The sequence below is a fragment of the Acinetobacter sp. YH12235 genome, from assembly GCF_013417705.1.
GTDB lineage: Bacteria > Pseudomonadota > Gammaproteobacteria > Pseudomonadales > Moraxellaceae > Acinetobacter.
Map to the genome: position 1 here is coordinate 52211 of NZ_VPDL01000005.1, position 12457 is coordinate 64667.

Genomic DNA, 12457 nt, shown 5'->3' on the forward strand with positions numbered 1-12457 from the left:
CTTTTTGAATCTGTTCAATCAGTCATAACATGACTATTTTACTTTACATATAAATGATTTTGAGCAAGTTCGATTGAGATTGCTCCAACATTACCTGCGCCTTGGGTTAATAACAAGTCATTTGCTTGTAATACCTTTTTCATCACCTGGCTCAGGTTCCCCTCAACCGGATCAATCAGGATTGGTTCAACTTCCCCACGTAAACGGATACTACGTGCCAATGCGCGGCTATCTGCACCTACAATTGGCTTTTCCCCTGCCGGATACACTTCAAGTAAGAGCAGCTGATCAACTTGTGAAAGCACTTCTACGAAGTCATCAAAACAGTCACGGGTACGGCTGAAACGGTGCGGCTGGAACATCATCACCAGACGGCGATCTGGATGGCTGGCACGAGCCGCTTTAATAGTGGCTTCTACTTCTTTTGGATGGTGACCATAGTCATCGACCAGTTTCACATCGCCGCCTTCAAGTTCGAATTGACCTTGTACCTGGAAGCGACGACCTACACCACTGAAGCCTTCCAGTGCACGGCAAATAGCTGCATCGGATACGCCTTCATCCGTTGCAATCCCAATTGCAGCCAAGGCATTGAGTACATTGTGCAGACCCGGCTGATTCACAGTCACGCGTAGCGGCTCACGATCTTTACGTAATACGGTAAAGTGGCTGCGCATACCTTCCTGTACGACATCGACGGCACGAATGTCATTATCTTCATTAAAACCATAAGTCAGTAATGGACGACCAATACGTGGCATGATTTCACGGATATTGGCATCGTCACCACACACAACCGCTAAACCATAGAATGGCAGTTTTTGCAGAAACTGGATAAAGGTATCTTTTAAAACATCGAAGCTACCGCCATAAGTATCCATATGGTCAGCATCAATATTGGTTACCACGGCAGCCATTGGTTCTAGATACAGGAATGAGGCATCTGATTCATCGGCTTCTGCCACGATATAACGACTTGCACCCAAAGCGGCATTCACACCGGTACGGTTTAGCAAACCGCCGATCACATAAGTTGGATCCAGATTTTCTTCTGCCAGCATACAGGTGATCAGGCTGGTGGTTGTGGTTTTACCGTGAGTGCCTGCAACCGCGATCCCGTGACGGTAACGCATCAGCTCACCCAGCATTTCTGCACGGCGGACTACCGGTGTACGGGTTTCAAGAGCCGCCTTGATTTCCGGATTTTCCTTATCAATCGCGGTAGATACCACGATGACATTGGCACCCTTAATATTGCTGGCTGCATGGCCGATATAGACCTTGATACCATTTTCTTCTAATTGAGCCGTAGTTTTAGAGGCCTTGATGTCTGAACCAGAAACTTTATACCCCTGGTTTTTCAGTACTTCCGCGATCCCGCACATCCCTGCACCACCAATCCCTACAAAATGGATATGCTTGATCCGGCGCATTTCCGGGACTTTAATTAATTTCTTTGCTTGGTCTGCTGGGGTTACTGGAGACATAATTTACTCGGATTACAATTCTTGAATTAAACGGACCACATGCTGGGTCGCATCGGGTTGAGCCTGACGGCGTGCTTTGATCGCCATTTCCATCAATACCTGACGGTCAAGCATCGGCTCTAATAAGGTTTTTAAACTGTCTGGCGTCAAAGTAGCCTGCGGGCAGATTTTGGCTGCCTGCTGATTGGCCAGGAATTTGGCATTCGCAGTTTGGTGATCATCAACCGCACTTGGTAGCGGTACAAAAATCGCAGCTACACCAGCAGTTGCAATTTCAGTAACTGTCAGTGCACCGGCACGGCAAATGACCAGATCGGCGTCGCTATAAGCTTGGGCCATATCTTCAATAAACGGCTGAACTTCAACCTGCAAGGAGGCGGGTTTGTCTGCATAACGTGCGCGCGTTGCTTCAGCATGATTTTGACCACACTGATGATAGACATTTAACGGCACATTCAACTGTTTCAAGGCTTCCGGCACACGTTCATTTAAGGCTTGTGCCCCAAGTGAACCACCAACAATCAGAATTCGTAGCGGCTGGCCAGCTTTTTCCCGCTCCTGATAACGCCAGGACGGATTTAAAATTTCTGTAATTTCTTTACGTACCGGATTACCGGTGGTTACTACTTTATCTTGTGCCGGGAAAGTATCAGGAAAAGCCTGACATACCGTTTTAGCGACCCGTGACAACTGGGTATTGGTAAAACCCGCGACTGCATTTTGCTCGTGAATAATTACAGGAATACCCAGGATCCGCGCTGCCAGACCACCCGGTCCTGCCACATAACCGCCAAAGCCTGCAACAGCTTCGACTTTGAGCTGTTTCATATGCTTCATAGCACTAAGAGTGGCTTTTAAAATTTTAAACGGGGCCAAGACTTTACGCACAAAACCATTGCCACGCACACCTTGAATATCGATTTGATAAATTGGAATATTATGGTTTTTTAATAATCGGTTTTCCATGCCCGCTGGTGTTGCCAACCAGGACACTTCAATTCCTTGTTGTTGTAGATCTTTTGCAACGGCTAACGCTGGAAACACATGTCCACCCGTACCTGCGGCCATCATCATGACATGTTTAGGCTGTTTTTGCTGAGCGTCGGTCACGGTCTAATTCTTCAATTAAAAAATGAAACAGGAGGTCTAATTTAAGTCATCAATTGTAATCACAAACGCTTGCCCTTGAAAGTTTATTTACCTTATTTCAACAAGCGTTTCATTGTTTTTTTCATACTAATTTGAAGTTTAAACTAGTTTTATTATAAGGTCTGCATTTTTCCTTAGACTTAAGTGAAATATAAGCATAATTTTTAAATATTTTTCATTTAATCTTTTTATAGTCATTTCCTAAATCTATACATTTTTCACTAATTACTGCTATTTTTCCATTTAATTCATCCTATTAACTTATGCCTAAATCATATAAATCTGAATAAAATTTTATGTTATCCCTATCTCTATATAATTTTTTTCAAATTGATCTGCATACTCCTTAAATGGATTCAAGCATTATAGATGTCAAAAATATCAATTCGTGATCTATGGATTATTTTAGCCGGTTATCTGGCGGCCATGCATGTCGGCAAACTGTCTGCTATTATTCCTATTCTGCAACAGGATTTAGGCTTAAGTTTTACGCAAGCCGGGTTTTCCCTATCTTTAGTACAAGGGGCCGGGATGCTATTCGCCCTTTGTATTGGTGCTTTTTCGGAAAAAGTGGGTTTAAAGCGCTGCATGATTTTGGCGTTAATCATTTTAGGACTGAGCAGTATCGCTGGCCTTTGGATTCAGCATGCCACAGCCTTATATTTCTTCCGCTTTACCGAAGGGATTGGATTTTTAACTATTTCCTTGTGCGCGCCTGCAATTTTAAAACGGATCAGTCGGCCTGAAACACTGAATTTTAAAATGGGACTCTGGAGTTCCTATATGGGTGTCGGTGTCAGTCTTGCTGTTTTTAGTATTCCTGTTTTACTCGAATACCTGAACTGGCAGAATATTTGGGCTATTCTCGGCAGTCTATGCTTGATTATTGCAGGCATCATTAAACGATACCTGCGAATAGATTCAATGGCATTTGCATCTAACACAATTCCTCAACCAGTACCGTCAAATACTTCATTCTGGCAGATTGTCAAAGTTACCCTTACCCATCCACCCATTCTGTGTTTAGCTATTATTTTTGCCTGTTATACCAGTCAGTGGATTACCGTGACCGGGTTCCTGCCCAGCATGTATGTCGAACATGGTATTGATTTAAAAGTTGCAGGCGTTCTGGTTTCAATCGTGGTACTTGCCAATCTGGGCGGCACTTTTGGTGCAGGTATGTTGTTACAACGTGGCTGGAAACCCAAGACGCTATTCAGTACCGGATTTACAGCCATGCTGTGCAGCAGCTTTCTGGCTTTTGCAGCCAGTTCATGGCTCATGTTCGACTTACAGTTTATAAGTGCTGTACTGTTTTCACTGATTGGTGGAATTATCCCGACCACTGTTTTTGCCATTACTTTGCAGCATGCCCCGCGTGCCAATGCCGCAGCAGCCAGTGTGGGTCTGGTTTTACAGCTTTCAGCCTGTGCTCAATTTTTTGTGCCGCCTTTGAGCGCAGCACTGGTTTCGACTACACAGAATTGGGCTTATATCGCGGCAGTTACCGCCAGCCTCTCTATATTAGGAATCTTAATGACCCTGCTTTTATTCAAGCATTATGGCCAATAAAAAGAGCCTCAGACGAGGCTCTTTTTTATTATTGAAAGCTTAGGCTTGACCCAGACCGGCTTCCAGTACATCAAACAGGTCATCTGCAATGGAGGTACCAAACTGAGTATCAATTTCACGGATACAGGTTGGACTGGTGACGTTAATTTCAGTGACATAATTGCCAATCACATCCAGACCGACAAATACCAAACCTTTTTCTCTGAGATAAGGCCCCACTTGCGCTGCAATGGCTCTATCATTCTCAGTTAATGGACGTGCTTGACCTAAACCACCTGCTGCCAGATTGCCACGCACTTCACCATTTTGCGGAATACGGGCCAGACAATACGGTACTGGTTCGCCATTGATCATCAGGATACGCTTATCCCCTTCTACAATTTCAGGAATATAACGCTGTGCCATAATCGGCTGGTTACCATTGTTGGTCAGAATCTCAATGGTTGAGCCAATATTGATACCATCCTGATAGAGACGGAAAATTCCGGTGCCGCCCATACCATCCAATGGTTTTACAATCACATCAACATGCTCTTTTAAAAATTCACGGAGCAGGCTTTGTTGCGACGTTACCAAAGTCGGAACTTGCAGGTGCGGGAACTGAGTAGCAAACAGCTTTTCATTGCAGTCACGCAGGCTTTGCGGTTTGTTGATAATCCATGCTCCTTCACGTTCTGCCTGTTCCAGAATATAAGTGGTATAGACAAAGTTCATGTCGAATGGCGGATCTTTACGCATCAGCACCACATCATAAGCCGCAATCGATTCTTTTTTCTTTTCACCCAGTTCGTAGTAATGGTTATAGTCTTCAAATACCTGCAAAGGCGAGATCAGACCAAAGGCCTTACCTTGGTCGATATATAAATCTTGCTGTAATGCATAACCCAGTTCATGTCCACGGCGTGCAGCTGCCCATAACATGGCCATGGTTGAATCTTTTTTCAGGTTTACATTTTCGATGGGATCCATCACAACAAGTACGCGCATGTCTCTGTGCTCTTTCTTAAAAATACATTAGCAAGGAGTATAGCCTGTGCAGTTTCTTTTGTTTATGGTGATTTTGCATGACTAATTTTGTATAAATGCTTAAATACTTTAATCAACAAGAGCATTTATCATGCAGCAGGCAATTGTCGGCTTTCATCTGGATGAAGAAAATCATTGGGTCGCTGAACTGGCCTGTGGTCATGGTCAGCATGTGCGGCATGATCCACCTTGGCAAAACCGTCCTTGGGTCATGACCGAACAAGGCCGTAAAGAAAAACTGGGCGTCTTATTGGACTGCAAAAAATGTGAAATACACGAGGATTAATATCTTCTAAATCAAATCAGTATATATACTCACCCTGAGTATTTTATCTCGTTTAGAAAATTGATTAAAACCTGAATAAAAATAATAATACCTTGCTTATAAATGCATTATCTTTCAACTAAATACATCTAATTTTATGATTTAACGATTATTTTTCGAAATCATGGTTCCCAGCATAATAATAAAGGTACTGACCCCGCCAATCAGTAAGCTCATCAGAGCAATTTCCAAAGTGATCTTATGATGCCAGCTCTGATCAGGAATCCAGGGCAAATTCAGATTTTCCCCAAAGATAAAGTTAATAGTACATATAATCAGAAAGCCAATCGTTGTCGAGATCAGTAAAGTCACCACCAGGTTTTTCCACATCTTGCAGCCCACCAGCATGACAATAATGGCTAAACCTACCACCGTTATAATCGATATAAATAAAACACTGTTCCAGTAATCCATTCCTAGTACTCTTATTTTAAATCAATTAAAATTATGAAATTCTTATAATTAATTACGTAATGTTTATTTTAATATAGGCAGATTACAATTTGTAAACAATGACCATAACTACCTTATTCATTTTATTTGTAAAGGGACTTTATGGGGGGGGTAATTCATTCTTTAATGAGTTTCTTTTAAAAATATTGTTCTTTTTAGATAAAATAATTTTGATCAAGATTTATATATTGAGAAGAATATTTAGATAGAATTTAATTTTGAAGAAGATAATATAATTTATCGAATTCAAGGTTTATTTAGATCAAAATTTCTATCTTATTATTTATATTTCTTTTAAATACAGTCGCCTGAACAGAACTTCTCTTCCCATAAAAAGTAAAGCCCTAGATTACTAGGGCTTATACATCTTCATGTGGTGAATTGGATTTTAGATTCCGTATTTCACACGATAAGCTTCCATTTTCGCCAATGCTTCGCTATCGCCTTTTGCATCTAGGTAATTCATTAAATCTTTCATAGTAATCAGTGCATGTACTGGAATTTCCAGCTCTTTTTGTACTTCCTGAATAGCAGATAATTCACCTTGGCCTTTTTCCTGACGGTCAAGAGCAACCAGTACACCAGCAATTTGCGCACCGGCACTTTTCAGGATAGTGACCACTTCACGAATCGCAGTACCGGCTGTAATCACATCATCAATGATCCAGACTTTTTTCCCTTCCACTGAAGCACCGACCAGCACACCACCTTCACCGTGATCTTTGGCTTCTTTACGGTTAAAGCCCCATGGCACGCTGACGCCATGATTTTGCGATAGTGCCACTGCTGTAGCTGCTACAAAAGGAATGCCTTTGTATGCTGGTCCAAAAATCACTTCAACATTGTCACATTCAGTTAATTTTGCAGCATAGCCAGAAGCCAGTAGTGACAAGGCTTCACCATCATTGAGCAAGCCAGCATTAAAAAAATAAGGACTCACACGTCCTGATTTTAAAGTAAACTCACCAAATTTAAGCACACCACGTGATAATGCGAGTTCGATAAAAGCTTGCGGGTTAAACTGAGCTGGCGTTGACATGAGGTGCTCCTAAATCCATTAATTAAGGGTAAGACTTGCGCATGATACCAAAGAGTAGCTATCCAGGTGATCAAAAAATTCTTCGTGTCGTTTCAATTAATGTCAACGGTTTACGTTCCTCTGTCAGCAAGGGCTTGCTAGAGTGGATCGAACAGTCTGATGCCGATGTGATCTGCATGCAGGAAAGCCGGATTACCCATGCGCAGTGGACTGATAAATTTAAGCCTGAAGGCTGGTATACCCACCTGTTCCCTGCCGAGCGTCCAGGTTACGCGGGTACAGCGATTTACAGCCGTCTGCCATTTGTTTCCATTACCGATGGTTTGGGTTTTGAACTGGCCGATTCTCAAGGTCGCTTTATCTCGGCAGAATTTGACTTGGGTCTGGAAAAAACAGCGCATATCTGTTCGCTGTATTTACCTTCAGGTTCTTCGGGCGATGAAGCGCAGGCACGTAAAGATCACTTTCTGGAAGAGTATAAAAAGATCCTGAAACAATGGCGCGATGAAGACAAATCCATCATTGTCTGTGGTGATTACAATATCGTGCATAAACGTATCGATATTAAAAACTGGTCCGGTAACCAGAAAGCATCGGGCTGCTTGCCGCATGAACGTGCATGGTTGGATCATATCTATGATGAACTGGGTTATGTCGATACGTTCCGCGAAGTCCGTAAAGAAGCCGAGCTATATTCCTGGTGGTCGAATCGTGGTCAAGCCCGCGCCAAGAACGTGGGCTGGCGGATTGACTATCAGGCCTGCTCACCGGACTGGAAAGACCGTACTGTAAATGCCTGGGTCTATAAAGATGAATGGTTTAGTGACCATGCACCCGTGATTATTGACTATAAAATCTAAAACTGACCGAAAGATTGAGTGAACATTCGTTCACTCAATTAAGGTTTATTACCTACACTACATGACGTATTTTCAGGTTTATCTTCAGACCCTAACAGCGCATGATACTCACACGGCACAGGGATATGTCAGGATGACACTATAAGGACAGGACGCCGTAGGAAGAAAATAAAACAAACTATCAGATTTAGCTTGTTTTTCATGGATGTGACAACGGACGTTGTATTGAGACCCGCATAATCAGGATGATTAGATGCGGGTTTTCTCATTTCAGTACCTTCATTTTTTTCTTATTCTTAAACTTTACCATTTACTTTTTAATACCCATTCTGCTCTTAAACGATGTCAATCGAATGACATGTCTTTTAAATATTGCTTAAAAACAAGCTTCTTGGAAGCACATAGGCGATCGGCATAAATTCAGCTAAGCTAAGCCATCAATAAATAAACTGTTTGGGATACAGCGAGCATGCTCAAGATTTATGGCATTAAAAACTGCAATTCGATGAAAAAAGCTTTTGATTTACTTGATGAACTGGGATTGGCTTACGAATTTCATGATTATAAAAAACAGGGAATTGACGCGGATACTGTTAAAACCTGGCTAGATGCTTTAGGCCAAGATGTGGTACTGAACAAGAAAGGTACTACCTGGCGTAAACTCACTGCAGAAGAACAGGAAAATGCGCTTGCCAGTGAAGATAATCTGATTACCGCCTTAACTACTCATACCAGCCTGATCAAACGTCCGGTATTACAGACTGCAACTGGTTTTATCGCTGGTTTTGACGAAGCCGCTTATCAAAAGCTAAAAGACTAATCATCCCAGATGAGCTGGAAGAATAAAAAAAGCCTGACTTCTGTCAGGCTTTTTTATGGTAGTTTTTAGAGAACGGTCATGATCTATTATTTGGCACGAATCCAGGTTTGGTTACGACCTAAAGCAGACACGCCGATATAACCGCGCAGCTCAAGCTTCTTGCCACCATCTGTCAGGTTGCCTTTCAGCTTATAAGTTTTACCAGATTTTGGATCTAGGATCGAACCACTGTCATAGCTGGTTCCGCCTGTATTTTTCAGGCCTTTCACAATCGTTAAACCTTTCAGCGATTTATTGTGATACGGACCTTCACATTTTGTACAAGCATTTTCTTCACCCGGTGTTAATACCGATTGGATGCTTGCAGATAATGTCCCATTTTTTTGCTCAGTAAATTTTACTATAGCCTTTGGTTGTTTGGTTTCGTCGTCAATCGTTTTCCAAACGGTACCATTTAAAGGATCTGCAGCATTGGCCAGCGCAGATAAGCCGAGTAGTCCTAACATTAGCGTAATTTTTTTCATTTTTCTTCATTTCCCTAGTCTGAGATAGACCGATGTAGTATTAAAAAGTCACAACATTTTTGCAATTTTTACCTGTGACTATTTAGTGTAACCTTGTAAATATTGTTGGTAAATAATCTACATAATCAATAAAAGCAGAAAAAGATGGAAAGAAGATGAAGATGAGCCCCGTGACGAAACAATTAATTACAGAAAGTCTTTTAAAAGCGACCATCCGCGCGCCTAGTCGGTTCAATCTTCCTCCAAGCTCCTTACGGGTCGCACTGGAGCAGATGTGCAAGATTTTTCCGCAAGATAAGTCCGTACAAATCCGTTCGCTCCGGCTGGCAGGTGTACATGCCGAGGAAATCAAACCACAGCAGGAATCCAGCCAGCTGATTTTCCATATTCATGGTGGTGCTTTTTATCTCGGTTCCTTAAATACCCATCGTGCCTTTATGACCCAGATTGCCGCTCGCACCCAGATGCAGGTACTGCATATTGATTATCCTCTGGCTCCTGAATCTGCTTATCCTGAACCTTTGGAAGCTGTGTTTGATGTCTATAACCTGTTATTAGATCAGGGCATTCAGGCTAAGGACATTGTTCTGTCCGGAGATTCGTGTGGCGCTAATCTGGCGTTGGCGTTGGCACTCAAATTACAGCAGGAAGGCCTGCCACAGGTGAGTGGACTGATTCTACTTTCCCCTTTCCTTGATCTGACCCTGACCAGTGAATCACTACGCTATAATCAGAAACATGATGCCCTACTGTCGATTGAAACCCTGAAAACCGGGATTCAGTATTATGTACCGAGTACAATGGATCGTGGCGATCCGGAAATTTCCCCATTTTTTGCCGATCTCAGTGGTTTGCCACCGATGCATATACAGGTGGGATCTAAAGAAATTCTGCTGGATGATGCCACACGCTTCAAGGAAAAAGCGGAACAGGCTGGTGTCGAGGTTGAATTCAAGATATATACCGGGATGTGGCATAACTTTCAGATGTTTAGTGCCTGGTTTGAAGAGGCTCGACAAGCGCTAGCGGATCTTTCAGAATTTGCTCATCATCTGGATCAAGACTAGAAATTTAAAAGAAGCCATAAAAAAGGTCAGCGATTGCTGACCTTTTTTTGTTCATTCATTTTCTATCGAATTTTAGATCTGGCTTACCTGCGCCATCGCAGTTTCAATTGCCTGCTGTTTCGCTACATCACCCATATTGACGCCTTCAGCGCGAATTACGTGCACATCAGTTACGCCAGTAAAGTTAAATACAGTTTTCAGGAAAGCTTCCTGGAAATCGACTGGGCTTTGTTCGCCATAAACACCACCGCGGCTACTGGCAATATAGACTTTCTTTTCACCTGCCAGACCCACTGGGCCATTTTCTGTATATTTAAAAGTACGCCCTGCCACACTAATGCGGTCAATCCAGGCTTTTAAGGTAGAAGGTAGACCGAAGTTATACATAGCGGCCCCAACCACCACGATATCCGCCTGTAAGTACTGCTGTAAAATCTGTTCTCCTAAAGCCGCCTGCTCAAGATTTTGACCCATCAAAATTTCGGCAGTTAAATGTGGAATCGGCTGTGCAGCCAAGTCCAGATATTCAAGCTCAACAGCCTCACCATGTTTCTGTTGAAGCTGTCCCACAATAGCTTGAGTCAACTGACGGGAAATAGAGGCATCACCTAAAATACTGGAATCAATCTGTAAAATTTTCATTGCTTAATCTGGTCCGTTCATTGTTCGGGAATGGACATAGCTTAATAAACTTTAAATAATGAAATAATGGGTTTAAATAAAACACTTCATTGCGTATTTAGAACAATAAATTCTCAGCTTAATTTTTCTCCTTTTTTTTAATTTTTGATAAATATTACTGATTATCAATGAATTAATTTTATGTTATATTTCTGTAAATAATTAAAGCAATATTTTTCCATCTTTTAAAAACTTAGCAATAACAATAAAGGTCAGACCTGTTGTATGAAGCGAATGTCAGCAGTATTACAAAAATTCCAGAATCATCGACTCAAGAAATATCTGATCGAAGATGAAGTAGTGATGAACTGGGGGATTTTGAAAAAGTGTATCCTGATGCTGGCACTTGGCTGTGGCATACATATCAGCTGGCTAAGCTGGGACCTGTTTGTCCTGTCACATCCGCAATACTGGCAGCATGTCCATATTGATGTCGTTCGTTCAGAGATTCACATGAATGGCCTATTTTTACTGGCGCTGGTTCTTCTGATTTATCCCTGTTATAAATTTCAGGGCAATGCACTGATAGAACGATATTTTCCCTATCTGGCAGTGGGTATCTTTGTAGTTTCCCTGTGTCGGGATGCGTATATCGTGGGCGTGATCAGCCCGGTAGCCACAATTGCCTATGTTTGCCTGATGACGGTAGGTCTGGTCCTGTTTCACCGGAGACTGGTCTATAGCATGCTGATTCCGGCCTCACTGTTTCTGGTAACTTGTGCCTATCTAAGCTTTAACCAGCAACTGCCTTATTCGCCACTCTTTAATATTCAGGATCAGTTTTTCCATAATAGCTTCTGGCTGTTATCAATGCTGTATTTTATCTTACCAATTCTTGCTGTCTGCATGATTTTATTTGAAATTTTACTCAGTCAATGGCGCTATCGCGAACAGCTAATTAACCATCTCAGCCAGATTGATCCTCTGACCAATCTATTTAATCGCCGCAGTATCAATCAATGTCTGGACCAGCTAAATAGTACTGCAACTTTTAACTATGCCCTGGTGCTGCTGGATCTGGATCATTTCAAAAAGATTAATGATTACTATGGACATCACAAGGGCGATGAAACACTGGTACAAGTCAGTGCGGTACTGAACCAGCAATTGCGTGAGAGTGATGTGGTGGGACGGTTCGGCGGTGAGGAATTTATTCTGGTCCTGAATAATTCCAGCCTGGAAAAAGCTCAGCAGGTTGCAGAGCGTTGCCGAAGCGCGATCCAGCAACTACAGATTTTTAGTGATGAAGGACAATTGATCCCGGTGACTGCCAGCTTTGGCATTGCTATTTCAAAACCAGAATTACGCCCACAGCAACTCCTGAGTCAGGCCGATCAGGCCCTTTATCAGGCTAAAGCCGGTGGACGGAATCAGGTGAAATCTTATCTGGAACCTCTAAAAGTTCAACCAGCCTGATATTTTCATTGGCCTTATTCACTTTAAAGCATGCACCA

At 42.4% G+C, this 12457-nt stretch carries 13 protein-coding genes; 6 read left to right on the forward strand and 7 right to left on the reverse strand.

Annotated elements, in window-relative coordinates; genetic code table 11:
- Positions 1-38 precede the first annotated feature (38 nt).
- Positions 39-1487, reverse strand: coding sequence for a UDP-N-acetylmuramate--L-alanine ligase (gene murC / locus FTV13_RS03965; RefSeq protein WP_005232692.1), 1449 nt, complete (start codon positions 1485-1487; stop codon positions 39-41).
- Positions 1488-1499: 12 nt separating this feature from the next.
- On the reverse strand, positions 1500-2597 hold the full coding sequence (murG, locus tag FTV13_RS03970) for an undecaprenyldiphospho-muramoylpentapeptide beta-N-acetylglucosaminyltransferase (RefSeq protein WP_159123787.1): 1098 nt from the start codon (positions 2595-2597) through the stop codon (positions 1500-1502).
- A 408-nt stretch (positions 2598-3005) separates the two neighbouring features.
- Here murG and FTV13_RS03975 point away from each other — a divergent pair, with 408 nt between their 5' ends.
- A complete protein-coding gene (locus FTV13_RS03975) occupies positions 3006-4208 on the forward strand; it encodes a CynX/NimT family MFS transporter (RefSeq protein ID WP_180002590.1) in 1203 nt (400 codons plus the stop codon).
- A 39-nt stretch (positions 4209-4247) separates the two neighbouring features.
- Here the strand turns inward: FTV13_RS03975 and gshB are convergent, their stop codons facing one another.
- Positions 4248-5195 carry a glutathione synthase gene (gene gshB / locus FTV13_RS03980; RefSeq protein WP_180002589.1) on the reverse strand — a complete coding sequence of 316 codons (948 nt, stop codon included), beginning with the start codon at positions 5193-5195 and terminating at the stop codon, positions 4248-4250.
- Positions 5196-5325: 130 nt separating this feature from the next.
- Here gshB and FTV13_RS03985 point away from each other — a divergent pair, with 130 nt between their 5' ends.
- Positions 5326-5520 (forward strand): DUF3565 domain-containing protein, encoded by a 195-nt coding sequence (locus FTV13_RS03985; RefSeq protein WP_004781474.1) that lies wholly within the window; start codon positions 5326-5328, stop codon positions 5518-5520.
- A gap of 141 nt (positions 5521-5661) precedes the next feature.
- On the opposite strand, the gene FTV13_RS03990 is transcribed toward FTV13_RS03985, so the two are convergent.
- Positions 5662-5973: a hypothetical protein gene (locus FTV13_RS03990; protein WP_180002588.1), complete on the reverse strand. Its 312-nt coding sequence runs from the start codon at positions 5971-5973 to the stop codon at positions 5662-5664.
- 427 nt (positions 5974-6400) lie between these two features.
- On the reverse strand, positions 6401-7051 hold the full coding sequence (gene pyrE / locus FTV13_RS03995; RefSeq protein WP_180002587.1) for an orotate phosphoribosyltransferase: 651 nt from the start codon (positions 7049-7051) through the stop codon (positions 6401-6403).
- Between the two features lie 41 nt (positions 7052-7092).
- On the opposite strand from pyrE, the gene FTV13_RS04000 reads away from it, so the two are divergent.
- Positions 7093-7911: an exodeoxyribonuclease III gene (locus FTV13_RS04000; protein ID WP_159124217.1), complete on the forward strand. Its 819-nt coding sequence runs from the start codon at positions 7093-7095 to the stop codon at positions 7909-7911.
- 469 nt (positions 7912-8380) lie between these two features.
- Positions 8381-8731: a Spx/MgsR family RNA polymerase-binding regulatory protein gene (locus tag FTV13_RS04005; RefSeq protein WP_180011101.1), complete on the forward strand. Its 351-nt coding sequence runs from the start codon at positions 8381-8383 to the stop codon at positions 8729-8731.
- An 86-nt stretch (positions 8732-8817) separates the two neighbouring features.
- On the opposite strand, the gene FTV13_RS04010 is transcribed toward FTV13_RS04005, so the two are convergent.
- Complete coding sequence (locus FTV13_RS04010) at positions 8818-9255, reverse strand: DUF2147 domain-containing protein (protein WP_004781465.1); 438 nt, start codon at positions 9253-9255, stop codon at positions 8818-8820.
- A 155-nt stretch (positions 9256-9410) separates the two neighbouring features.
- Here FTV13_RS04010 and FTV13_RS04015 point away from each other — a divergent pair, with 155 nt between their 5' ends.
- Positions 9411-10322: an alpha/beta hydrolase gene (locus FTV13_RS04015; RefSeq protein ID WP_180011103.1), complete on the forward strand. Its 912-nt coding sequence runs from the start codon at positions 9411-9413 to the stop codon at positions 10320-10322.
- A gap of 72 nt (positions 10323-10394) precedes the next feature.
- Here the strand turns inward: FTV13_RS04015 and FTV13_RS04020 are convergent, their stop codons facing one another.
- Positions 10395-10964: an FMN-dependent NADH-azoreductase gene (locus tag FTV13_RS04020; RefSeq protein ID WP_159124195.1), complete on the reverse strand. Its 570-nt coding sequence runs from the start codon at positions 10962-10964 to the stop codon at positions 10395-10397.
- A 264-nt stretch (positions 10965-11228) separates the two neighbouring features.
- Between FTV13_RS04020 and FTV13_RS04025 the strand changes: the two genes are divergently transcribed.
- Positions 11229-12419, forward strand: a complete 1191-nt coding sequence (locus FTV13_RS04025; RefSeq protein ID WP_180002584.1) for a GGDEF domain-containing protein — start codon at positions 11229-11231, stop codon at positions 12417-12419.
- Positions 12420-12457 lie beyond the last annotated feature (38 nt).